Here is a 22,136-nt window from a genome sequence, read left to right on the forward strand (position 1 = left end):
TCGGGGCCCGGACCGGTGTCGGCCGACCTTTCTTCGAAACGGCAGAAACATATTTGTTATCCAGGAAGGTTTGTTTTTTCGGCGGCGGAGGCCGTTGACTGTTCGGCACACCGCCCCTCGACGTTTCCCGTGCTCAACGGGCCCAGCGGTCGTCCGCGGTCGTCCCATCCTGAGGAGAATCATGTTCCCTGTTCGCACGGCGGACCACCGCCGCTGGGCTCTCGCTGCCGGCGCCACGATCGCCGCAGGTGCCCTGCTCGCAGGCTGCGGTGGAGCCGGCAGCTCGTCCTCGGCGTCGTCCGACTCGATCAACTACGCGCTCCCGGCGAACTTCACGCCGAACTGGATCCTGCCGATCGGAACGCCGGCCCACCTCAACACCAACAATGTGTCCATCGCGGCATCGTTGTGGGAGCCACTCGTCGCGTACGACGGGTCCACCGGCACCGTCGGCTGGAACAAGTCGTCGTCCATAGCCACCGCCGCGGACTTCGCGAAGGACGGCAAGAGCGTCGACATCACGCTCGGGAACCGGAAGTGGAGCGACGGCAAGCCGATCACTTCGCGGGACGTGCAGTTCTGGTTCAACCTCATCAAGGCCAACAAGGACCAGTGGGCGGGTTACAGCGAGGGCAAGGCGCCCGACAACTGGACCTCTTTCAAGGTCGTTGACGACCAGCACTTCACCATCACGTTCGACAAGTCCTACAACTCCCAGTGGATGCTGGCGAACGAGCTCAGCAACATCACGCCGATGCCGCAGCACGTGTGGGACAAGACCAGCGCCTCGGCCGCCGTCTCCGACGCCGACCTGACCACCGCGGGCGCCAAGCAGGTCTGGACCTTCCTCAACACGGCCGCGAAGAGCATCTCGAAGTACGCGTCGGACCCGCTGTGGAAGACCGTCAGCGGCCCGTACACCGTCAAGTCGTTCTCGACCGCCGGCAAGGTCGTGCTCACCGCCAACGCCAAGTACGACGGCGGCGAGAAGGCGCACATCTCCACGGTCAACCTGCTGCCGTTCACCACGACCGACGCCGAGGAGAACGCGCTGCGCTCCGGCCAGGTCGACTACGGCTACATCAACTCCACCGACCTGGACCAGAAGTCGTCCTTCACCTCGCAGGGCTACACGGTCAAGCCGTGGACCGGCTGGGCGATCACGTACATGCCCTACAACTTCAACGACCCGAAGATGGGCGCCGTCTTCAAGCAGCTCTACGCCCGCCAGGCCGTCCAGGAGTCCATCGACCAGGACAGCCTGACCAAGGTCATCTTCAACGGCACCGCGGTCGCCGGCTACGGCCCGATCCCGCAGGCGCAGTCCTCCGACTTCGTCTCGCAGGAGCAGAAGGACAACCCGTACCCCTTCTCCAACGCCAAGGCGAAGGCCCTGCTGACCAGCCACGGCTGGACCGAGCAGAACGGCACCATGGTCTGCGCGCAGCCCGGTACCGGCGCCTCGCAGTGCGGCGCGGGCATCGACAAGGGCACCAAGTTCCAGATGCAGGTGCTCTCGCAGTCCGGCTCGACCGTCACCGACAACATGATGAGCGCCGTCCAGTCCTCGCTGGCCAAGAGCGGCATCAACTTCACCATCAAGACCGCGCCGGTCAACTCGGTGCTGTCGCAGACCCCGCAGTGCACCTCGGACCAGTCGAGCTGCAACTGGCAGCTGTCCTTCTTCGGCACCGCCGGCAGCTGGTACTTCCCGGCCTACCCGACCGGTGACTCGCTCTTCGAGACCAAGGGCGGCTCCAACTTCGGCAGCTACTCCAACCCCGACATCGACAAGCTGATCAACGAGACGACCACCTCGTCCTCCACCGACGCCGTCCAGCAGTACAGCGCGGCGCTGGCCAAGGACCTGCCGGTGGTCTGGCTGCCGGAGCCGGACTACCAGATCTCGGTCATCAAGAACGGCCTCGGCGGCTTCGCGCAGGACTCCCTCGCCAACTTCCACCCGGCCCAGTGGCAGTGGACCGGTAAGTAAGCCCGCACGGCACCGGTGCCTCCCGCACCGGTACCGCCCGCGCCAGCGCCGTCCGCCCGCGGAACTGATCCGAACCGTTCGGGAAGCCCATGAACACCTTTCTCTACCTGACCAGGCGCGTCCTCCAAGCAGTCGTGGTGATCCTCATCGTGACCGTGGCGACGTTCTGCCTGCTCCACGCGCTGCCCGGAGGTCCCGCACGCGGAATCCTCGGCCCGCAGGCCACCGCCCAGCAGATCGCGACGTTCAACCACCAGCAGAGCCTGGACAAGCCGCTGCCGGTGCAGTACTTCGCCTACCTGGGCCGACTGCTCCACGGTGACCTCGGGAGCTCCTACACGCTCAACGAGCCGGTGTCGCAGCTCATCACCGAGCGCCTGCCGAAGACCCTCGTCCTGACCGTGCTGTCCGCGGTGATCGGGCTGGTCATCGCCATCCCGCTCGGCATGTGGCAGGCGGTGCGGCGCAACAAGCCGATCGACTACCTCATCACCACGCTGAGCTTCATCGCCTACTCCACCCCGGTGTACTTCCTCGGCCTGATGCTGGTGCTCCTCTTCAGCCACGTCCTGCCCTGGTTCCCGGCGCAGGCACCGCAGGGCGACTCCCTCGCCAGCGTCTTCTCCGACCCGGCCGGGCTGGTGCTGCCGGTGGTCGCCGGCGCCGCGTCCATCGTGGCCGTCTTCAGCCGCTACATGCGCGGCGCGACCCTGGAGAACCTCTCCGAGGACTACGTCAGGACCGCCCGGGCCGGCGGATCACGGCGCGGCGCCATCCTGCGCCGCCACGTGTTCCGCAACTCCCTCACCCCGGTCGTGGCGATGCTGGGCTACTACGTGCCGGTCCTCTTCGGCGGCGCGCTCGTGGTCGAGCAGCTCTTCAACTACCCCGGCATGGGACTGCTGTTCTGGACCGCCGCGCAGTCCTCGGACTACCCGGTGCTGCTCGGCTGCGTCCTGGTCATCTCGGTCGCCACCGTGGTCGGCACGCTCCTCGCCGACATCGTCCAGCGGTTCATCGACCCCCGAGTGAAGGAAGGCCGCGCATGAGTGCCGTACTCCAGTCCGGCCCGTCGGCCGGAGCCGGCGTCGACGGGGGCGGCGTCTCCGGACTGCGCCTGTCGGTCCGGAGGTTCACCCGCAACCGGCTGGCCGTCATCGGCCTCGCCGTGGTCGTCCTCTTCTTCCTGTTCTGCTTCGTCGGCCCGCTGCTGTACTCCACCGACCAGACGCACACCGCGCTGACCCAGGCGAACCTGGGCCCGAGCGGCTCGCACTGGCTCGGCACCGACGCCGTCGGCCACGACGAGCTCGGACGCCTGATGTACGGCGGCAAGGTCTCGCTCGTCGTGGGCCTGGCCGCGGGCGTCCTGGCCACCGTGATCGGCACCCTGTGGGGCGCCACCGCCGGTTACGCCGGCGGCTGGATCGACGCGGTCATGATGCGCGTCGTCGACGCGGGCATCGCCATCCCGGCGCTCTTCATCCTGCTGGTGGTCTCGGCCATCTCCACCCCGGGCGTCACCGGCCTCATCGTCATCCTCGGCCTGGTGTCGTGGCTGGTGCCCTCCCGCCTGGTGCGCGCTGAGACGCTGACCCTGAAGAACCGCGACTACGTCCACACCCTGCGGGCCATCGGCGGCGGCCACTCCCGGGCGATCGGCCGGCACATCCTGCCCAACTCGGTCTCCACGATCGTGGTCGCCGCGACCTTCCAGGTCGCCGACGCGATCCTGCTCGTGGCGTACGTGTCCTACCTGGGCCTCGGCCTGCAGCCGCCCAAGACCGACTGGGGCGGCATGCTCTCGGCCGGCCTCACCGCCACGTACTCCGGCCGCTGGTGGCTCATCGTGCCGCCGGGCCTCGCCGTCATCCTCGTCGTGTGCGCGTTCAACGCGATCGGCGACGGGCTCCGTGACGCTTTCGACGTGAGGGGACGCGGATGACCACCGACGACCGCACCACCGCCGCCGCCACGGCGGACTCGATCCTCCGCCTGGAGGACCTGGGCGTCACGTTCTCCTCCGAGACCGGCGACGTGCACGCCGTACGAGGGGTCTCCCTCCACGTGCGGCCCGGCGAGACGCTCGCACTGGTCGGCGAGTCCGGCTCGGGCAAGTCCACCGCGGCGCTGGCCGCGATCGGCCTGCTCCCGGAGAACGCCCGCGCCACCGGCCGGGCGCTGCTCGGCGAGACCGACGTCGTCGGCGCCTCCGAGGCCCAGCTCGTGAGCCTGCGCGGCCGCACCGTCTCCATGGTCTTCCAGGAGCCGGCCACCGCCCTCGACCCGCTCACCCGGGTCGGCGCGCAGATCGCCGAGGTGATCCGCAACCACCGCCAGGTCTCGGCCAAGGAGGCCGAGCTGATGGCCGTCGACCTGCTGCGCAAGGTCGGCATCCCCGATCCGGAGAGCCGCGTCGCGGCCTTCCCGTTCGAGATGTCGGGCGGCCAGCGGCAGCGCGTCGTCATCGCGATGGCGATCGCCAACGACCCGGCCCTGCTCATCGCCGACGAGCCGACCACCGCGCTCGACGTCACCGTGCAGGCCGAGATCCTCGACCTGCTGCGCAAGCTCGCCGTCGACGCGGGCACCGGCGTGCTGCTCGTCACCCACAACATGGGCGTCGTCGCGGACTTCGCCGACCGGGTCGCGGTCATGCTGCACGGCGAGATCGTGGAGACCGGGCCGGTCGAGCAGGTCCTGAAGCGGCCGACGCACGAGTACACGCAGCGGCTGCTCGCCGCGGTGCCGCGGCTGGCCGTGGCACCGTCCGGCTCCACGCCCGGCGACGGTGCCGGCGCCGGTGACGGCGCCGACGCCGTGCCCCGGCCGCGCTACGGCTCCCGGGCCAAGACCCAGACCGCGACGGCGGCCGGGACCGCGACCGCGGCCTCCGGCGACGGCGAGCGCGTGGTGGACCTGAAGGACATCTCCGTGGTGTTCGGCCGCCGCCGCGGCGCCGTCCGCGCACTGGACGGCGTGTCCCTGCACGTCCGCCCCGGCGAGACCGTCGGCCTGGTGGGGGAGTCCGGCTCCGGCAAGTCCACCGCGGCCCGGGTGGCGCTCGGCCTGATCCCGCCGACCTCCGGCACGGTCACGCTCTTCGGCTCCGACCTGCGCCGCACCGGCGCCCGCGCCCGCCGCACCCTGCGATCGGGCATCGGCGTCGTCCTCCAGGACCCGGTGGCGTCCCTCGACGCGCGGATGACGGTGCAGGAGTGCATCGCCGAACCGCTGCGCGTGCACCGCCGCGGCATGTCCGCGAAGGAGCGCCATGACCGGGTCGCCGAGCTCCTCGAACGTGTCCGGCTGCCCCGCGAGTTCGCCCGCCGCGCCCCCCGGGAGCTCTCCGGCGGCCAGCGCCAGCGGGTCAGCCTGGCCCGGGCCCTGGCCCTGGCGCCGCGGCTGCTGGTCGCGGATGAACCCACCAGCGCCCTCGACGTCAGCGTCCAGGAGGCGGTGCTGGAGGTGATCACCGAGCTGCAGGAGGAGCTGGGCTTCGCCTGCCTGTTCGTCTCGCACGACCTCGCGGTGGTGCAGCACTTCGCCGAGCGGGTCGTCGTCATGCGGTCGGGCCGGATCGAGGAGCAGGGCGGCACCATGGAGACGCTGCTGCACCCGGGCACCGACTACACCCGGCGCCTGCTGGGGGCGGTTCCCGTCCCGGACCCGGTGCTCCAGCGGGAGCGCCGGGCGGCCCGCCACGCCGCTGCCGCCGCCGCTGCCGGATCGGGGGCGCAGGCGTGACCTCCACCCCCGGACCCTCCGGCCCGTTGCCCGACGTCCTGGCCGGCGTGGACATCGGAGGGACCACGACGCAGGTCGTGCTCTGCTCCGACGACCTCACCGTCCTGGACCGTGTGGAACGCCCCACCCCCGCCCGCGAGGGCGGCCAGGCGATGATCGACACCGTGCTCGACGGTCTCCGGCAGCTGCTCGACCGGGTCCCGGCCCGTCTGGTCGGCGTCGGGGTCGGCGCCGCCGGAGTGGTCGACGCCGAGACCGGCCGCATCCTGGTGGCCAGCGACTCCTTCACCGGCTGGGCCGGGTTCGCCGTGACCTCCGCCCTGGAGGCGGCCCTCGGCGTGCCCGCGTTCCTCGACAACGACGTGAACGCGTTCCTGCGCGGCGAGGCCGCCAAGGGCGCCGTCGCCGGGGAGCCGCACGCCCTCGGGATGACCCTGGGCACCGGTGTCGGCGGCGCGCTGTGGATGAACGGCACCCTCGTCGACGGGCCGCACGGCGCCGCCGGCGAGATCGGCCACATCCCCGGCTTCGGCGACATCCCCTGCTCCTGCGGGGGCCGCGGCCACCTGGAGACGCTCGCCTCCGGCCGCTCGCTCGCCGCCCGGTACGCGGAGCGCACCGGCCGGACCACCGACGCCCGCGGGGTCGCCCAGGCGGCCGGGCAGGGCGACCCGGACGCCCTCGCCGTCCTCACCGCGGCCGGGGCGGCGATCGCCCGGGCCGTCCTCATCACGGCGGGGCTGATCGACGTCACCACCGTGGTCATCGGCGGCGGCGTCAGCCGCGCCTGGCCGCTGCTGGAGCCGGCGATCCGCGCGGCCCTGACGGCGGAGCCGCCGGTGAGCGGACTGCCGATCCGGCTCGTGCCCGCCCAGCTCGGGAGCGACGCCGTCGCCGTCGGCGCGGCGTCCCGGGCCCGGACGGAGCTCTGCGCCATGGCGGTGTGACCGCGCAGTGAACTGCCGTCCGCGACCGGGCCCGTGCCCGGTCGCGGACGGGTCGAGCGACGGCGGGAGGCCGTCGCCCCTGGCGGCGTCCGAGCCGCGGCCCGTCGCGCGAAGGCGCGTCGGCGGGAACCGCGGGGCCGAACACGCCCGTCGCCGTGTGCCCCCCTCCGGCATGCGGCAGCAGGGGCGGCACAGCCTCCCGCCGTCTCATCACCACTGCCCCCGCCCGGCAGCAGCGTGTGGAGCCGCCGGAGCCGCGGGGCGCGTGAGCGCCTCTGCCGGGACATCGAAGGGCTCACGGGGGGCGGAACGAGGGCCCGCCGGCGGCCTCTCAGTCGAGGCAGAACTCGTTGCCCTCGATGTCCCGCATGACGATGCACGAGTCGGTGCCGTCATACAGCAGCCGCACGCGTACCGCGCCGAGGGGGAGAAGGCGCGCGCACTCGGCCTCCAGCGCGGCGAGCCGCTCCTCTCCCACGAGCCCGGTGCCGACCCGCACGTCGAGATGGACCCGGTTCTTGACGACCTTGGCCTCGGGAACCCGCTGGAAGAACAGCCGCGGGCCCACCCCCGAGGGATCGACGCAGGCGAACGCCGACCCCTGGCGCTCCGGCGGCAGCGAGCGGTCGAAGTCGTCCCAGGTGGCGAACCCCTTCGGCGGCGGCGGTACGACATACCCCAACACCTCGCACCAGAAACGGGCGACGCGCTCGGGGTCCGCGCAGTCGAAGGTGACCTGGAACTGCCTGATCGACGTCATCGGCCAACCATAGTGGCGCGGGTGCGCGCCGAGACCTGAACGTCCGGCCGTGCCGGTCCAGGGCGCGCGGGGCGGCGGCGGCCGTTTCCCGTTCTCCGCGCCCTCCGATGTCACAGCGGGCGCCGCCGCGTCGTCTCCGGTGGTGGCGGGGGCGACAGCGATCGGGAGGGTGATGGGCGTGCGGGTGCTCGCGGCGGGCGGAGCCGGCGTGCTGAGGCGGTGGCCGGATCCGCGGCCGGAGCCGCCGGGCGCGGCACCGGTGGTTCGGACGGCGGCCTCGGCCCCGCCGGATATGATGGTGCGTCAGATCAGTGGCCGCCTGCTGGCGGTGCCGGTGGGAACGGGAGCGCCGGCCGGGCCGTCGGCGGGGGAGGAGCCGGCATGAGCAGGACCGAGGAGTTCGAGGAGCTGCGCCCGCTGCTGTTCGCCATCGCGTACCGCATCCTCGGCAGTGTCAGCGAGGCCGAGGACGCGGTCCAGGAGGCGTGGCTGCGCTGGGACGCCTCCTCGACGCGGCCCGCCTCGGCCAAGGCGTTCCTGTCGGCCGTGGTCACCCGGATCTCGATCGACGTGCTGCGCTCGGCCCGGGTCCGCCGGGAGGAGTACGTCGGGCCGTGGTTCCCCGAACCGCTGCTGACCGACCCCTACGAGGACCCGGAGCGGTCGGCGGAGCTGGCCGACTCGGTGTCGATGGCCGCCCTGCTGCTGCTGGAGCGGCTCAGCCCGCTGGAGCGGGCGGTGTTCGTGCTGCGGGAGGTGTTCGCCTTCGGCTTCCCGGACGTGTCGGCGGCGGTGGGGCGTTCGGAGGGCGCGTGCCGCCAGCTGGCGGTACGGGCGCGCCGCCACATGGAGAAGGGCCGGCCCCGCTTCGAGGCCGACCGCAGGGTGCGCGAGGAGCTCGCCGGGCGGTTCTTCGACGCCTTCCGCGAGGGCGACGTCGACGGGCTGCTGGAGCTTCTGGCCGCCGACGTCCACATGGTCGGCGACGGGGGCGGCAAGGCCCCGCAGTTCGCCGAGCGGATCACCGGCGCCGCCAAGGTGGCCTCGCTGCTGGCCGCACTCGTTCCGCCGTTCGTCCGGATCGGCGGCCTCGTGGAGCCCCGCGTGGTGAACGGGCAGCCCGGCGCGGTCTTCCGCGACCGGGACGGCAGGATCGTCAACACCCTGGCGCTCGACATCCTCGACGGGCGGATCCAGACGATCCGCTCGGTGATCAACCCCGACAAGCTCGCGCACATGGGTCCGGTGGCGGACGCCTGGGCGGTACTGCGCGAGACGCAGCGAGCGCTGCGGAAGGCGGAATGACCCGGACCGACCCACCCGGGGAAGCCCCGCTTCCGAGGCACCCGCGACGGCCGGGCACGGGCCGGGACGAGGCGGCTTCGGGGAGCGTGCGGGGACGCGGGTCGGGCGCGGGTGCGGTAGGTTGGGCCCGCGCGGGGCCGTACGACGGCCCGGGCGCGCGGGCGGCCCGCCCTGGTCGGCCGCACCGGAACGCGAGGCGAGGAGGTGGGACCGATCAACCGCAGTGCCCGACTCCCGCTCCCCGGCCGCCGCGCGGCCTGACCGGCCCGCCGCAGGACCGCCGGGGAAGCACCCACCGCTTCCCGGAAGGCACCATGCCGCAGCACCCTCTCCCGCCCGCCCCCGGCTCCGACCGGCCGGGCGCGCAGCCCTTCCCCCTCGAACCGGCGACCGCCCCCGCCGTACCGGCGGCGCCACAACCCCGGCCGGCGCCCGGCCCGAGCCCCGCACCTCGCCGCGCCGCCCGCACCCGGAGGCGGTCCGGTGGAGCCGCCCGCCGACCTGGTGGCCGCGCTGCGGGCGGCGGGGTGCGTCTTCGCCGAGGAGGAGGCGCAGGTCGTCTGCGCCACCACCGCCGACCCGGGTGAGCGCGCCGCCATGGTCCGGCGGCGGGCCGCCGGGGTCCCGCTGGAACACGTCGTCGGCTGGGCGGAGTTCGCCGGCCTGCGGATCGGCGTGGAGCCGGGCGTCTTCGTACCGCGGCGGCGCTCCGAGTTCCTGGCCGAGCAGGCCGTGTCGCTGCTGCCGGCCGGGAGCGGCGCCGTCGTCCTGGACCTGTGCTGCGGAACGGGCGCGATCGGCGCCGCGCTGGCCGCCCACGGCGACCGGGTGGAGGCGCACGCCTGCGACCTCGACCCGGCGGCGGTCGCCTGCGCCGCCCGCAACCTCGCCGCCGCCGGCGGGCGGGTGTACCGGGGCGACCTGTTCGGCGCGCTGCCGCCGGCCCTGCGCGGCCGGTTCCACGTCATCGCCGCGAACGTCCCCTACGTGCCCACCGGCGACATCGCGCTGCTGCCCGCCGAGGCCCGCGAGCACGAGGCCCGCCTCGCTCTCGACGGCGGCGGCGACGGCCTCGACGTGCTGCGCCGGGTGGCCGCCGAGGCGGCGGCCTGGCTTGCGCCCGGCGGCAGCGTGCTGTCCGAGACCAGCCCGGAGCAGGCGCCTGCGGCACTGGCCGCGCTGCGCGGCGCGGGCCTGGCCGCCCGCCGTGCGGCCGACGAGGACCGCGGCGCGCTCGTCGTCATCGGAACCCGGCGGCCCTGAGCCGGCCCCGAACCGGCCCTGAACCGGCGATGTCCGGTGGCCCGGCCGGGAAGGCCGGACCACCGGACAGCCGGGGCCGTGCGGGCGTGCGCGGGAGGGGCGTGCGGGGGGCGTTCGGACCGGGGCGGGGCGTCAGTCCGCCGGCTGCTCCGGACCGGCGTCGGCCGCGCGCAGGCCGGAGGTCCACTTCGCCTCGATGTCGCCGTACTTCCACACCATCAGCGCGACGGCCCACGTCAGTATGAACAGGCCCACGATCACGTACCCGACGGTGTTGAGGTCCAGGCCGCCCACCCAGTCCCAGAACGCCCCGTGCAGGTGCGCCTTGTCGGCGACCAGGCCGAGGAGTTCGACGGTGCCGATGATGAGCGCGACGGCCACGGACAGGCCGGTGATCGTCAGGTTGTAGTAGACCTTCCGGACCGGCTGGGAGAACGCCCACTCGTAGGCGAAGTTCATGAAGGAGCCGTCGATGGTGTCCAGCAGGCACATTCCGGCGGCGAAGAGCACCGGCAGGCACAGGATCGCGTACCAGGGCAGCCCGGACGCGGCGCCGGAGCCGGCCAGCACCAGCAGCGCGATCTCGGTGGCGGTATCGAAGCCGAGGCCGAAGAGCAGTCCCAGCGGGTACATCTGCCAGGGCTTGGTGACCGACTTCATCACCCGGCCCAGCAGCCGGTTCATCAGGCCGCGGTTGTTGAGGTGCTCCTCCAGCGCGGCCTCGTCGTAGAAGCCCTCGCGCATCCGCCGGAACAGCTTCCAGATCCCGCCGAGGATCAGCAGGTTGATGATCGCGATGGCGTACAGGAACGCACCCGAGACGGTGGTGCCGATCCAGCCGGTGACGTCGTGCAGCGTGGAGCCGTCGTCCTGCACCGGGCCGGCCAGGGACTTGACGCCGAACGACAGCAGCAGCGACAGGCCGAAGACGATGCTGGAGTGGCCGAGGGAGAACCAGAAGCCGACGGACAGCGGCCGCTTGCCCTCGTGCATGAGCTTGCGGGTGGTGTTGTCGATCGCGGCGATGTGGTCGGCGTCGAAGGCGTGGCGCATGCCCAGGGTGTAGGCGGTCAGGCCGATGCCGACGCCGAAGGTCTTGGTGCCCATCGCGTAGTGGTTGGGCGCGACGATGGCGACGAGCGTGAACCAGCCGATCACGTGGAGCGCCACGATGAAGGCGGCCATCCCGCCGAGCCTGCTCCACTCCGCCCGGGACATCGAGCCCTTGATCCGGTGCCATCGGGTCCCGGCCGGGGCCGGGGCGTCCAGAGTGGAGGTCATCGACGAGTCCTTCACGGTGGGGGCGGCCTCCTGATGCGGGCCATTGCTTGTTGCAATCTACTCGCAATAAGACCCGGACGTCACCCGGGGACCCCCTTTCACCTGGGGCGACCCGGAGTCACTCGGAGGTGGGGGCAGCGCGCGGGTGCACGTTGAGGGCGCGTGGGCGTCGCGGGGCCCGGGCGGCCGCGCGTGCGGAGCAGGTGCCGGCGGGTGAAGGGGGAAGCGAGGGGGAAGGCCACCCGGCCGCCCGCGCGGCGGCGGGCCGCCGCCACCGCGGCGCGAGGGGCGCGGCGCCTGCCCGCGGGGCAGCCGCCGGGAGCCCCCTCGCTGCCGGGGCGCGGAGGAGGGCGGCGCGCGGCGGTCAGACCGGGCGGGACGGCACCCGGTCCAGCGCGCAGTCACCGCACAGGGAGCCCGAACGGCCGGGGGCGGCCCGGTAGATCAGGCAGCAGGAGCGGCGCCGGAAGCCCCCGGCGCCGTCCCGCCCGCTGACGGCCGCGAGTGCCGGCGCGGCCAGCAGCAGCCCACCCAGCCGCCGGGCCCGCCGGGCCGCGTCCGGCCGGCCCGCGCCCTCGGCGGCCAGCCGGGCCGCGGAGTGCACCGCGGAGGCGGTGTTGCCCCACAGGACGTGCGGGGAGGCGCCCAGCGCGGCCGCCGCCCCGACCAGCTCGCGCACGGGCCCGTCCAGCAGCCGGGCGGTGAGCGCCGACGCGAGCCCGGCCAGCCGGTCGTCCCCGCCGGCCGGGCCGGTGCCGTCGGGTCCGGCCGGACCGTCCGGCTCCGGCGGTACGGGGCGGGCGCCCGCGGCGGGCCGGGGGAGCGACAGGGGGAACGGCCCGCCGAGCCGCGGGAGCCAGTACAGGTCCGCCAGCCGCAGCCCCTCGGCCGGCAGCGCGGCCTCCAGCGCGGCGAGCGCGACGTAGGGGGCCACCACGCGCGCGGCCAGGCCCAGATGCGCCACCGACGCGGCCACCCGCGGTTCCACGGCCGCCACCGGCTGCCCGCCGCCCGCCGCGAGCGCCTGCCGGACGGTGGCGACCCGCTCCGCGAGCGCGACGGCGCCGTCCCCGGCCAGCTCCGCCATCGACCGCCACGGCGGCCCGGGCGGTTCCTCCGGCGGGTGGACCTCGGCCGCGAAGAACGGCCCGAGCCCGGCGAGCACCGCCCCCGCTTCCGGGTACGGCGACGGCGGGCGGCCCCGGTCCGAACCGGGGCCGCCCGCCGTCGCCGTACCGGGTTCCGAGCTCACGCTCCGACCGGGTCCGCCGCCGGGACCGGCCCGGCGGAGCGCGCCGCCGGCGCCAGCACCCGCTCGGCCAGCGGCCCGAAGACCAGCGCGATCGCGCCCCACATCAGCAGCTGCGCGCCCACCGAGTACAGCCGGAAGGTGAACAGCACGTCGGCCGGGAAGCCCGGGTAGACGATCCGGCCCGCGGGGTCGGTCAGCGGCTGCGGCGTCTCCGTGGCGTGGTCGCCGAACTCCTCGCGGTTGACGGCGAGGTGGCCCAGCGACGGCAGCACCGCCATGATCACGCCGATGGCGACCACGAAGAAGGCCCCCGCCAGCAGCGTGGCGTTCCAGGTGCCGAAGCGGGCCTGGAGGCGCCGGCCGAGCCACGCCGTCAGCCCGAGCAGGGCGACGGAGCACACCACCATGACCAGGTACAGGCCGGTGCGGGCCTTGATGGTGTCCTCGTGGCCGATCGCCGGCGGGTTCGCCGGGTACTTCAGGAACGGCACCAGGTAGAACCCGAGGAAGCCCGCGCCGGCCACCAGCAGGGCCAGCGTGCGCGGCCGTACCCGGCCGACCCGGCCCAGGCACACCGCGTAGACCACGGCGAACAGGGCGCCCATGGCCATGCCGAAGAACACCAGCCCGACGCCGACTCCGACGTCGGCCTGCACGGTGCGGCTGAACAGGTCCGGCCCGGGCGCCTCGGGCGTCAGGCCCGCGGCGCGGTCGAGGGCGGCCTGCGCCGCGTCCCGGGCGTTCTCGTAGTCGATCGCCTTGGCGATCTGGGGCTCGGCGAAGATCCGCGCGAAGACGAACGCGAGCAGCCCGCCGACCGCGCCGGCGATGACGCCGCGCAGGATGAGTCGTTTCTCCATGTCGTGTTGTCCGTCGATCCGAAGCGGTGACGGAACGTCAGTGGCAGGGGAAACCGAGGAAGTGCCGCGCGTCGTGCACGAACTCGTGGATGTGCATGTCCCTGCCGAACACGGAGACGGCGCCCTGGTCGACGCCGATGAAGTAGTAGAAGGCCAGGGCCAGTACGGCGGTGCCGACCAGCCACAGCACGGCCTTGGAGACCGGCATGACGACGGGGGTGGCGGAGTCCGCGGACTGCGCGGCGGACGGAGCGGAGACAGAGCTCACGGTGGGCCTCCTTGAGGGATACAGCGTCCCTGGAACGATGGGGCGATGTGACAGGCGAGTGTCTGACTCGTCCTTCCGCGGCTGACCGCGGGACGGACTCACAGTGGCGCGACCGCGCCGGAGTTGCACCGGCTTCCTCACACCATCACAGCCAAGGAGCCTACGGGGTCGCGAACTCGCACGTCAACGCGCGGGACGGGGGCCGCAGGAGCCAGCGGGGGCGCGCGCCACGCCGCGACAGCGCCCCTTGCGCGCCCCTTGGGCCTGTTCGGGACGTCTTTTCAGCCGTCTTCCGGCCGAGACGACGGTGTGCCGGGGTTCCAGGACGACCCCGGCCGGGGTGCCGTCCCGGCCCGGTATCCGACGCCCGACGCCCACGCGCCGCCCCCAGGGCCGCCACGGACCTGTGCTTCCGGCGTGGCGGCGGGCGTCAGGGCGGTACGGGCTCCGGAGCGTCCGGCGCCCACCCCGGCGGTGTCCCTCCCGCGCGCCGGGCGGCGGGAACTGGCCGAACCGTCGCGCTCCGGCGCGTTGGCGGCGCCCACCGGAGGCGCGAACCGGCGGAACAGGGCATGATGGGAGGGATGCCCCTGGGGAGGTGTGTGCCCATGGACTACCCCGAACTCTACGAGCTGGTCTTCCAGGCGCCCGCGGTCGAGGACGACGTCGTCGTGGTGCACAGGACCGAGGCCTCCGGAGCCGGCGGCTACCCCGTCTACGAGGACGACACCGGCATCGTCCGCGCCGAGATCACGCCCGAGGGCGAGGTGCGGATGATGGCCAGCGGCGGCCACCAGGAGCCGGTGCCGCCGCTCGCGGTCCGCCGCCGCTGAACCCGCCGGTCCAGCCGGTCCGTGCCGGTCCGTGCCGATCCCTGAAGGTCCTTGAAGGTCCCTTTCCCCTCCACCTGACGCGGACGCGCCCCCCTCACCGGGGGCGCGTCCGCGTCTCGGGCAGCCCGCCGAGGACGGCCGGCTGCCCGCGACCGCCTCCGCGACCGCCTCCGTGGCCGCCGCCGCGACGTCCCGGCGGCGCGGGCCGGCGCAGCCGTTCAGGCCAGCGCGTGCCCCCGCAGGAGCAGCAGCACCACCGACGCGGCGGCCATCGCGATGGTCGCCAGGAACGGCACCCGGCCGCGGGCTCGGACGGCGCCCGGCACCACAGTGGCCACGGCCGCCGCGCCGGTCACGGCGAGCGCGGCCCAGCCGGCGGCGCCGGGCGGGCCGGGCGGGCCGAGGACGAGGACCGCGGCGGCGCCCAGCAGCGGCACCGGGGCCAGCAGGAGGCAGCGCCGGCGGCCCAGCCGCTGGGGCAGGCCGCGCACCCCGGCGGCGAGATCGGCCTCGATGTCCGGCAGCACGTTGGTGACGTGGGCGCCCGCGCCGAGCAGCGCCCCGGCGGCGAGCGCCCAGACCGGCGGGGCCGGACGGCCGGGCAGGCCGAGCGCCACGAACGCGGGGAGCAGCCCGAATCCGACGGCGTAGGGCAGCCAGGACCAGACCGTGCGCTTCAGGCCCGCGTTGTACGCCCACGCGGCCGCCACCCCGGCCAGGTGCGCGGCCCCCGCCGCCGGGCCGAAGGCCAGCGAGGCGGCCACGCAGACGACGAGCGCCGCGCCCGTGGCGAGCCGCGCGGTCCGCGGCCCGGGCACACCGGCCACCAGCGGCTTGTCCGTACGCCCGGCGGCAGCGTCCCGCGGCAGGTCCAGGAGGTCGTTGCTCCAGCCGACGGACGCCTGCCCGGCCGCCACCGCGACCGCCACCGCCGCGCACCCGGCGGCGGTCTGCCCCGACGCGGCGGCGAGCGCGGCCACCAGGACGGTCACCGCTGCCGTCGGCTCCGGGTGGCAGGCCCGGACCAGCCCGCGGACCGCCGCCCCGGCCGTCGGACGGCAGCCCCGCACCAGCCGACCGGCCGCGCCGTCCGTCCGTGCATCCACACCGGCCGACCCCCCGGCCGGCACCCCGCTGTCCGGGTTCGCGCTGTCCCGGTCCGGACCGCCCGGCACGGCAGCGCCCGGCGCGCCGGGGCCGGGAGCCCTCGCCGCACCGGACGCCGGCGCCGACCCGTCAGCCGACCCGTCAGCCGGCGGCGGCGCGCTGGTCCGCCCGACGCCGGTCCGCCCGACGTTCGCCGGCTCGATGCCCGTCAGCTCGACGGCCGGAATGCCGGCGGTACCGCCCTGGTCGCTGGACACCCGCCCGACTGTAGGGGCGCGATCGGGCTCAGGGCGGCGCGGCGCGGCGCGCGTCCACCCGATGTGACGGGTTGGCGGCTATTGGTGGACTTCGTCCCTATGCTGGCCGGATGAGTCGGATCGCTGGCGTGCACGCGGCCCTGCCGCGCCACCGCTACGGGCAGCACGAGATCAGGGACGCGCTGGCGGAGATGGCGGGGGTCGGAGCGGCGGGCGGGGAGGGGCGCGGGCTGCTGGACCGGATGCACGCCGCCTCCGCCGTGCGCAGCCGGCATCTGGCGCTGCCGCTGGAGCGGTACGCCGCGCTCGGCGGCTTCGGCGCGGCCAACCGGGCCTACCTCGCCGCGGCGTTGGAGCTGGGCGAGGCCGCGGCGCGCGGGGCGCTCGCCGAGTCCGGTGTGCCCGCGCGGGACGTGGAGCTGGTGGTGTCCACGTCGGTGACGGGCCTGGCGGTGCCGTCGATCGAGGCCCGGCTGGCGGGCCGGCTGGGACTGCGGCCGGACGTCAAGCGGGTGCCGGTCTTCGGGCTGGGGTGCGTGGCCGGGGCCGCCGGCCTGGCCCGGGTGCACGACTACCTGGCGGGCCGGCCCCGGGCGGCCGCGCTGCTGCTGTCGGTGGAGCTGTGCTCGCTGACGGTGCAGCGCGCCGACACCTCCGTGCCGAACCTGGTGGCCGGCGCGCTCTTCGGCGACGGCGCCGGCGCGGTGCTGGCGGTCGGCGCCGAGCATCCGGCTGCCGAAGCGGCCGTCGGCCCACGGGTGGTGGCCACCCGCAGCCGCCTGTACCCCGGCACCGAGCCGATGTTGGGCTGGGAGGTCGGCGACGGCGGCTTCCGGATCGTGCTGGGCGGCGATCTGCCCGACACCCTGGTCGGTCATCTCGGCCCGGAGGTGCGGGACTTCCTCGACGACCACACGCTGAAGACGGCGGACGTCACCGGCTGGATCTGCCACCCGGGCGGTCCGAAGGTGCTGGAGGCGGTCCGGGCCGCGCTCGATCTGCCCGCGCGGGCACTGGAGTTGTCCTGGCGCTCGCTCGCCGAGGTCGGCAACCTCTCCTCCGCGTCGGTGCTGCACATCCTGCGCGACACCCTCGACCTGGCCCGGCCGCTGTCCGGGAGCCCGGGGCTGATGCTGTCCGTGGGCCCCGGGCTCAGCTCCGAACTCCTCCTGCTGCGCTGGTAGGCCGCGATGACCCTCCCACCTACCGCCGTCCACGTCCCGGAGCCCCACGCCGCCTCCTGGCCCGCGACCGCCTACACCGTGCTGGTGCTGCTCGTCGCCGCCGAGCGGCTGGCCGAGCTGGTGGTGGCGCGGCGCAACGCCGCCTGGAGCACCGCCCGCGGCGGCACCGAGTACGGTCGCGGCCACTACCCGGTGATGGTCGCCCTGCACACCGGGCTGCTGGCCGGGTGCCTGGCCGAGACCTGGTGGGGGGGACGGGCGTTCGTCCCCGCGCTCGGCGGGCCGATGCTGCTGCTCGCGCTCGGCGCGCAGGCGCTGCGGTGGTGGTGCGTGCGGGTGCTGGGGCCGCGCTGGAACACCCGGGTGATCGTGGTGCCGGGGCTGCCACTGGTCGAGGGCGGCCCGTACCGGCTGATGGACCACCCCAACTACCTCGCGGTGCTCCTTGAGGGTCTCGCGCTGCCGCTGGTGCTCGGGTGCTGGATCACCGCGCTGTGCTTCACACCGCTGAACCTGGCGCTGCTCGCCGTCCGGCTGCGCTGCGAGAACGCCGCGCTGCGTGCCGGCCCGGCCCTCGCGGCCCCGGTGGCGGCGCCGTGATCGACCTGCTGGTGGCCGGCGGCGGCCCGGCCGGACTGGCCACCGCGATCCACGCCGCCCGGGCCGGGCTGGAGGTGGTGGTGGCCGAGCCGCGCCCCGGCCCGGTGGACAAGGCCTGCGGCGAGGGCCTGATGCCGGGGGCGGTCGCGGCGCTGGCCGAGCTCGGCGTGCCGGTCGGCGGCCGGCCGCTGCGCGGCATCCGGTACGTGGACGGCCGGCACCAGGCCGAGGCGCGCTTCCGCGCCGGGCCGGGGCGCGGGGTGCGCCGTACCGAACTGCACGCCGCGCTCGCCGAACGGGCCGCGCGGCTGGGCGTTCCGGTGCTGCCGCTGCGGGTGGGCGAGGTGCGGCAGGAGCCGGACCGGGTGCACGCCGCCGGGATCACCGCCCGCTACCTCGCGGCCGCCGACGGGCTGCACTCCCCGCTCCGGCGCGCCCTGGGCCTGACCGGGCCGCCGGGCCGCGGGCCTGCCCGCTACGGCCTGCGGCGGCACTTCGCGGTGGCCCCGTGGACGGACTGCGTGGAGGTGCACTGGTCCGGCCGCTCGGAGGCGTACGTGACCCCGGTCGGGCCGGGGCTGGTCGGCGTGGCGCTGCTGACCAGCGAACGGGCGCCCTTCGACCGCCAGCTCGCCGCCTTCCCGGAGCTGGCCGCGCGGCTGCCGGTGCCCGCCGACCCCCGCGCGCGGCGCCGGCCCGTTGCGGCAGCCGGTACGCGGCCGGGCGCTGGGACGGGTACTGCTGGTCGGGGACGCGGCCGGCTACGTCGACGCGCTCACCGGCGAGGGCGTCTCGCTCGCGCTGCGGGCCGCCGCCCACCTGGTGCGCTGCGTGCTCGCCGGCCGGCCCGAGGAGTACGACCGCGCCTGGCGGGCGATGTCGCGGCGCCACCGCGCGCTGACCGCCGGGCTGCTGCGGGCGCGCGCGAACCCGCTGCTGGCCGCGCGGATCGTGCCGGCGGCGGCCCGGCTGCCGGCGCTCTTCGGCGCGATGGTCAACGGCCTGGCCTGAGCACGCCCGGCGCCGCACCGTCCGGCACCGGACGGCGCGGTCCGACGAGGGCCGCTCCAGGCGGTCGCGCGCGGCGCCGTACCCGGGCCGTCAGGTTCAGGTGGTGGACAGGCCCGGCACGGAGTCCCCGTTCAGCGCCCACAGCGCGGCCGTGTACCAGAGCAGCGCGATGCCGACGACCAGCAGCGACCCCACGGCCGGCAGCAGCCAGCCGGGCAGCCTGCGGGAGCGCACCACCAGCACCTTGGCCACGAACGCGCCGTAGAACGCGCAGCCCGCGACGGAGTGGATCACCACCCGCGGGCTGGTGGTCTCGACGCCGTACGTGACCAGGCAGTGGTACGCGATCGGCAGGGAGAACAGGACGGTGAGGAACCCCAGGGCGCGGTGCCCCAGCCGGACCGGGCGGGTGCCGCCGCGCAGGCCGGGCAGCCGGCCGTACATCCACAGGGCGAGGCCGAGTTGGACCAGGGCCAGGCAGAGCAGGGCGCTGCCGAGGCGGGCCTTGAGCGTCACCGCGCCGGTGCCGTGCTGCCCGTACAGGCCGGTGTTGTAGTCGGGGGTCAGGTTGCGGCCCGCGAGGTAGATGCCGACGCCGACGGCGACCGGCACCAGGACGCCGAGGGCGACCGCCACCGCGCGCGCCGCGGGAGGGCGGCGCGGCGGTCGGGCGGCGCTGTGCGACCCGGTCAGCTCGTGACCTGCTTGCCCTTGGGGTTCACGACGTACCACAGGGCGCCGAACTGGTTGACGCCCTGCCCGGTGGTCTTGCCGGCCTTGCCGCCGTCGCCGACGTAGTAGTAGAGCGGGTGGCCGTTGTAGGTCACCTGCTTGAGGCCGGCTGAGCGCTGGGTGATGCCCAGGAGCTTCTTGTCGGCGCCCTTGCCGGCCTTGGCGTCGTTGACGGTCAGCAGCGCCGGCCAGGCCACGGCGCAGGCGCCGGTGCAGGTGGACTTGTTCTTCTTGTCGGCCACGAAGAGGTAGAGGGTGCGGCCCTTGGCGTCCACGAGGATGGTGCCGAGGTTGCCCACGGACTTCGTGGCCACGGTGGCCTGGGTCGGGATCGAGATCTTGTCGGCGGCCGGGGTGGCTTCCTGCCCCGAGGCGGTGGAGGTGGTGGAGGCGGTCGGAGTCGACGATCCGCTCGCGGAGGAGGAGCTACTGCCCGAACAGCCGGTCAGCAGCGTGGCCAGCAGGGTGACGGCGGCACACGAGGCCGTCGCGAGGGTGCGTTTCATCACAGCTCCGAAGGTGGGCGCAAGTGGGGGGTCCCAGCCTCCCTCCGCGCCCCCGCCGTACCCGGGTACGCCACACGCGGACGCCGCCGTGACCAGGCAGGATCAGCCAAGCGGCCCAGCGCCCGCGCGCCCCGGCGGGCTCCGGGCGCGGCGGCGCCACCCGGCCCGGACCCCCGGAGCCTCTCCGCGGACGACAGGGCCGGCGGGCCCCGGACCCCGGGGGCGCCGCTCAGCCCTGACGGGTGGAGCCGCTGTCCCCGCCGTCGATCAGCAGCGCCCGGTCGCGGGCGGCCAGCACCGACGCCGACAGGCTCGCGATGTCGTACGCCCCGTGGTGGCGGCGGCCGTTGACGAAGAAGGTCGGGGTGCCCGACACGGTGCTCAGGTCCGCCGACTCCACGTCCCGCGCCACCCGCGCGGCGCCCCTGCGGTTCTTCAGCGCGTGCTTGAACGTGTCCACGTCCAGGCCGACATCGGTGGCGTGCCGCAGCAGGTCGCGCAGCGTCAGCTCCTCCTGACGGGAGATCAGCAGGTCCCGCATCTCCCAGAACCGGCCCTGGAGCGCCGCCGCCTCGGCCGCCTCCGCGGCGAGCTGCGCGTGCGGGTGCACGTCCGTCAGCGGCAGGTGCCGCCACACGTACCGGATGTCGCCGAAGTCAGCCAGCAGCTCGCGCACCACGTCCTCGGCCTGGCCGCAGTACGGGCACTCGAAGTCGCCGTACTCCACCACCGTCACCGGCGCGTCCAGCGGGCCGCGGATGTGGTCCCGCCCGGGGTCCACCGGCTCGGCCAGGTCCACCACGCCCGCCGCCGTGCCCAGCAGCGCCTTCGCCCGCCGCGCGGGCGGCAGCCACGAGGTCGCCAGCGCCACCGCCGAGGTGCTCAGCATCGCGAAGACGACCGCGCTGAGCACGCCGATCTTCGCCTCGTCCAGCTGCTGCCCGTGGAAGGCGAGGGTCGCGATCAGCAGCGAGACGGTGAAGCCGATCCCGGCGATGGTGCCGCCGCCGGCGACCGCCGCCCACCCCACCGGCGGCCGGGTCCGGCCCCGGCTCGCCACCGTGGCCAGCGCCGTGGAACCGAGGATGCCGATCGGCTTGCCGGCACCGTAGGCCAGCAGGATGCCCAGCGTCACCGGCGAGGTGAAGGCGTGCGAGAGCAGCCCGCCGTCGATCCGGATGCCCGCGTTGGCCAGCGCGAACAGCGGCACGATCACGTAGCTGCTCCACGGGTGCCACAGCCGCTGCAGCCGGTCGTTGGGGGACAGCGCCGAGGCGATGCCCAGCCGCGCCTCCCGCTCCAGCTCCGCCGTCGGCTGCTCCCGGAAGGAGCGGAACAGGCCCGTCGCCCGCTCCAGCGCCTCCCGCGGCGCCGGGTACGCGAACGCCGTCAGGCCGATCAGCAGGCCGACCACCACCGGGTCCACCCCCGAGTGGACGAACGCCACCCACGCCGTGATCCCCAGCAGCGCGTACACCCCGCCCCGGCGGACGTCGGCCCGCCGCGCCACCAGGCAGGCCGCCAGCGCCGCGACGCCGACCGCCAGCGGCGTCCACACGATGCGGTCGCTGTAGGCGACGGCGATCACCGCGAGCGCCACGAAGTCGTCTACCACGGCCACGGTGAGGATGAACGTGTGCAGCCGGCGCGGGAAGCGCGAACCCAGCAGCGCCAGCATGCCGAGCGCGAACGCCGTGTCGGTGGACATCGCCGCACCCCAGCCGTGGCCGGAGGAACGGCCCGCGTTCACCGCCAGGTAGAGGACCACCGGCACCACCATGCCGCTCACCCCGGCCAGCAGCGGCAGCGCGATCCGGCGCCGGTCGCGCAGCTCTCCCATGTCGAACTCGCGCCTGGCCTCCAAGCCGACGACCAGGAAGAACAGCGTCATCAGGCCGCTGTTCACCCACTCGCGCAGGTCCATGTCGACGCCGTGCCCGCCCAGCCGCACCGACAGCCGGGTGGCCCACACCTCGGTGTAGTCGCCGGGCGCCGCGTTGGCCCACACCAGCGCCGCGACCGTGGCGGCCAGCAGTACGGCGGCGCTGCCGGTCTCGGTACGGATGTACGCCCACGGCGTCGCCGTACTCTCCCGGTCGCGCTCGCTGCGGTCCGTGAAAGGAGCCGTGAAGCCCCGGAACATCCAGCCTCCCACCATGTCGCGGACCCTGGCCGGACCCGCACCGCACCCCGGCTTCTCCAGCGGGCGGTGGACCCGATCATGCCAGGG

General features: G+C 74.7%; 19 protein-coding genes, 1 pseudogene and 1 riboswitch. Of the genes and pseudogenes, 11 read left to right on the top strand and 9 right to left on the bottom strand.

Features of this window, described 5'->3' with window-relative positions:
- The first annotated feature begins 181 nt into the window (after positions 1–181).
- The 5 genes from BS72_RS31240 (at position 182) to BS72_RS31260 (ending at position 6,687) form a co-directional block, all read left to right on the top strand.
- A complete protein-coding gene (locus tag BS72_RS31240) occupies positions 182–1,993 on the top strand; it encodes a peptide ABC transporter substrate-binding protein (protein ID WP_037915325.1) in 1,812 nt (603 codons plus the stop codon).
- Between the two features lie 89 nt (positions 1,994–2,082).
- Positions 2,083–3,042, top strand: coding sequence for an ABC transporter permease (locus BS72_RS31245; protein ID WP_037915328.1), 960 nt, complete (start codon positions 2,083–2,085; stop codon positions 3,040–3,042).
- Positions 3,039–3,938 (top strand): ABC transporter permease, encoded by a 900-nt coding sequence (locus BS72_RS31250; protein ID WP_037915330.1) that lies wholly within the window; start codon positions 3,039–3,041, stop codon positions 3,936–3,938. Before BS72_RS31245 ends, BS72_RS31250 begins: the two co-directional genes overlap by 4 nt.
- Positions 3,935–5,740, top strand: a complete 1,806-nt coding sequence (locus tag BS72_RS31255) for a dipeptide ABC transporter ATP-binding protein (RefSeq protein ID WP_037915333.1) — start codon at positions 3,935–3,937, stop codon at positions 5,738–5,740. The genes BS72_RS31250 and BS72_RS31255 overlap by 4 nt, the downstream gene beginning before the upstream one ends.
- Positions 5,737–6,687, top strand: a complete 951-nt coding sequence (locus tag BS72_RS31260; protein ID WP_078901782.1) for an ROK family protein — start codon at positions 5,737–5,739, stop codon at positions 6,685–6,687. The genes BS72_RS31255 and BS72_RS31260 overlap by 4 nt, the downstream gene beginning before the upstream one ends.
- 331 nt (positions 6,688–7,018) lie before the next feature.
- Here the strand turns inward: BS72_RS31260 and BS72_RS31265 are convergent, their stop codons facing one another.
- Positions 7,019–7,447 carry a VOC family protein gene (locus tag BS72_RS31265; protein WP_037915334.1) on the bottom strand — a complete coding sequence of 143 codons (429 nt, stop codon included), beginning with the start codon at positions 7,445–7,447 and terminating at the stop codon, positions 7,019–7,021.
- Between the two features lie 381 nt (positions 7,448–7,828).
- Between BS72_RS31265 and BS72_RS31275 the strand changes: the two genes are divergently transcribed.
- Positions 7,829–8,752: an RNA polymerase sigma-70 factor gene (locus BS72_RS31275; RefSeq protein ID WP_037915339.1), complete on the top strand. Its 924-nt coding sequence runs from the start codon at positions 7,829–7,831 to the stop codon at positions 8,750–8,752.
- 483 nt (positions 8,753–9,235) lie between these two features.
- Entirely contained in the window at positions 9,236–10,015 is a 780-nt protein-coding gene (locus BS72_RS31280; protein WP_037915344.1) for a putative protein N(5)-glutamine methyltransferase, read from the top strand.
- Positions 10,016–10,147: 132 nt separating this feature from the next.
- On the opposite strand, the gene nicT is transcribed toward BS72_RS31280, so the two are convergent.
- The 4 genes from nicT to BS72_RS31300 all read right to left on the bottom strand — a co-directional run bounded on the left by nicT (position 10,148) and on the right by BS72_RS31300 (position 13,676).
- Complete coding sequence (gene nicT, locus BS72_RS31285) at positions 10,148–11,233, bottom strand: Nickel transporter NicT (RefSeq protein WP_037918568.1); 1,086 nt, start codon at positions 11,231–11,233, stop codon at positions 10,148–10,150.
- 427 nt (positions 11,234–11,660) lie between these two features.
- Positions 11,661–12,548 (bottom strand): (2Fe-2S)-binding protein, encoded by an 888-nt coding sequence (locus BS72_RS31290; protein ID WP_107498924.1) that lies wholly within the window; start codon positions 12,546–12,548, stop codon positions 11,661–11,663.
- A complete protein-coding gene (locus tag BS72_RS31295; protein WP_037915346.1) occupies positions 12,545–13,408 on the bottom strand; it encodes a CbtA family protein in 864 nt (287 codons plus the stop codon). The genes BS72_RS31290 and BS72_RS31295 overlap by 4 nt, the downstream gene beginning before the upstream one ends.
- Positions 13,409–13,445: 37 nt before the next feature.
- A complete protein-coding gene (locus BS72_RS31300) occupies positions 13,446–13,676 on the bottom strand; it encodes a CbtB domain-containing protein (RefSeq protein ID WP_407639036.1) in 231 nt (76 codons plus the stop codon).
- A 36-nt stretch (positions 13,677–13,712) separates the two neighbouring features.
- Positions 13,713–13,855: riboswitch (cobalamin riboswitch) on the bottom strand.
- A gap of 429 nt (positions 13,856–14,284) precedes the next feature.
- Between BS72_RS31300 and BS72_RS31305 the strand changes: the two genes are divergently transcribed.
- A complete protein-coding gene (locus BS72_RS31305; RefSeq protein ID WP_037915349.1) occupies positions 14,285–14,509 on the top strand; it encodes a DUF6296 family protein in 225 nt (74 codons plus the stop codon).
- A gap of 218 nt (positions 14,510–14,727) precedes the next feature.
- Here the strand turns inward: BS72_RS31305 and BS72_RS31310 are convergent, their stop codons facing one another.
- On the bottom strand, positions 14,728–15,873 hold the full coding sequence (locus BS72_RS31310; RefSeq protein ID WP_232792596.1) for a UbiA family prenyltransferase: 1,146 nt from the start codon (positions 15,871–15,873) through the stop codon (positions 14,728–14,730).
- A gap of 110 nt (positions 15,874–15,983) precedes the next feature.
- Between BS72_RS31310 and BS72_RS31315 the strand changes: the two genes are divergently transcribed.
- The 3 genes and pseudogenes from BS72_RS31315 (at position 15,984) to BS72_RS31325 (ending at position 18,668) form a co-directional block, all read left to right on the top strand.
- On the top strand, positions 15,984–17,057 hold the full coding sequence (locus BS72_RS31315; protein WP_037915353.1) for a type III polyketide synthase: 1,074 nt from the start codon (positions 15,984–15,986) through the stop codon (positions 17,055–17,057).
- 6 nt (positions 17,058–17,063) lie between these two features.
- Positions 17,064–17,657, top strand: a complete 594-nt coding sequence (locus BS72_RS31320) for an isoprenylcysteine carboxyl methyltransferase family protein (protein WP_078901783.1) — start codon at positions 17,064–17,066, stop codon at positions 17,655–17,657.
- Positions 17,654–18,668 (top strand): annotated as a pseudogene (locus tag BS72_RS31325) (NAD(P)/FAD-dependent oxidoreductase). The gene BS72_RS31320 and the pseudogene BS72_RS31325 overlap by 4 nt, the downstream one beginning before the upstream one ends.
- Positions 18,669–18,764: 96 nt before the next feature.
- Here BS72_RS31325 and BS72_RS31330 read toward each other — a convergent pair.
- The 3 genes from BS72_RS31330 to nhaA all read right to left on the bottom strand — a co-directional run bounded on the left by BS72_RS31330 (position 18,765) and on the right by nhaA (position 22,064).
- The gene (locus BS72_RS31330) at positions 18,765–19,304 is read right to left on the bottom strand and encodes a DUF6529 family protein (RefSeq protein ID WP_051951878.1); all 540 of its coding nucleotides are present in this window, start codon (positions 19,302–19,304) and stop codon (positions 18,765–18,767) included.
- A gap of 53 nt (positions 19,305–19,357) precedes the next feature.
- A complete protein-coding gene (locus BS72_RS31335) occupies positions 19,358–19,906 on the bottom strand; it encodes a COG4315 family predicted lipoprotein (protein WP_037915355.1) in 549 nt (182 codons plus the stop codon).
- Between the two features lie 229 nt (positions 19,907–20,135).
- Complete coding sequence (nhaA, locus tag BS72_RS31340; RefSeq protein WP_107498925.1) at positions 20,136–22,064, bottom strand: Na+/H+ antiporter NhaA; 1,929 nt, start codon at positions 22,062–22,064, stop codon at positions 20,136–20,138.
- Positions 22,065–22,136 lie beyond the last annotated feature (72 nt).

It is taken from the genome of Actinacidiphila yeochonensis CN732 (assembly GCF_000745345.1).
Taxonomy (GTDB): Bacteria; Actinomycetota; Actinomycetes; order Streptomycetales; family Streptomycetaceae; genus Actinacidiphila; species Actinacidiphila yeochonensis.

Excerpts from the sequence above, each read along its gene's own strand:
- BS72_RS31275 (WP_037915339.1), top strand. The coding sequence starts at position 7,829 with ATGAGCAGGACCGAGGAGTTCGAGGAGCTGCGCCCGCTGCTGTTCGCC.
- BS72_RS31265 (WP_037915334.1), bottom strand. The coding sequence starts at position 7,447 with ATGACGTCGATCAGGCAGTTCCAGGTCACCTTCGACTGCGCGGACCCC.
- BS72_RS31305 (WP_037915349.1), top strand. The coding sequence starts at position 14,285 with ATGGACTACCCCGAACTCTACGAGCTGGTCTTCCAGGCGCCCGCGGTC.
- BS72_RS31335 (WP_037915355.1), bottom strand. The coding sequence starts at position 19,906 with ATGAAACGCACCCTCGCGACGGCCTCGTGTGCCGCCGTCACCCTGCTG.
- BS72_RS31320 (WP_078901783.1), top strand. The coding sequence starts at position 17,064 with ATGACCCTCCCACCTACCGCCGTCCACGTCCCGGAGCCCCACGCCGCC.
- BS72_RS31295 (WP_037915346.1), bottom strand. The coding sequence starts at position 13,408 with ATGGAGAAACGACTCATCCTGCGCGGCGTCATCGCCGGCGCGGTCGGC.
- BS72_RS31240 (WP_037915325.1), top strand. The coding sequence starts at position 182 with ATGTTCCCTGTTCGCACGGCGGACCACCGCCGCTGGGCTCTCGCTGCC.
- BS72_RS31250 (WP_037915330.1), top strand. The coding sequence starts at position 3,039 with ATGAGTGCCGTACTCCAGTCCGGCCCGTCGGCCGGAGCCGGCGTCGAC.
- BS72_RS31255 (WP_037915333.1), top strand. The coding sequence starts at position 3,935 with ATGACCACCGACGACCGCACCACCGCCGCCGCCACGGCGGACTCGATC.
- nicT (WP_037918568.1), bottom strand. The coding sequence starts at position 11,233 with ATGTCCCGGGCGGAGTGGAGCAGGCTCGGCGGGATGGCCGCCTTCATC.
- nhaA (WP_107498925.1), bottom strand. The coding sequence starts at position 22,064 with ATGGTGGGAGGCTGGATGTTCCGGGGCTTCACGGCTCCTTTCACGGAC.
- BS72_RS31315 (WP_037915353.1), top strand. The coding sequence starts at position 15,984 with ATGAGTCGGATCGCTGGCGTGCACGCGGCCCTGCCGCGCCACCGCTAC.
- BS72_RS31245 (WP_037915328.1), top strand. The coding sequence starts at position 2,083 with ATGAACACCTTTCTCTACCTGACCAGGCGCGTCCTCCAAGCAGTCGTG.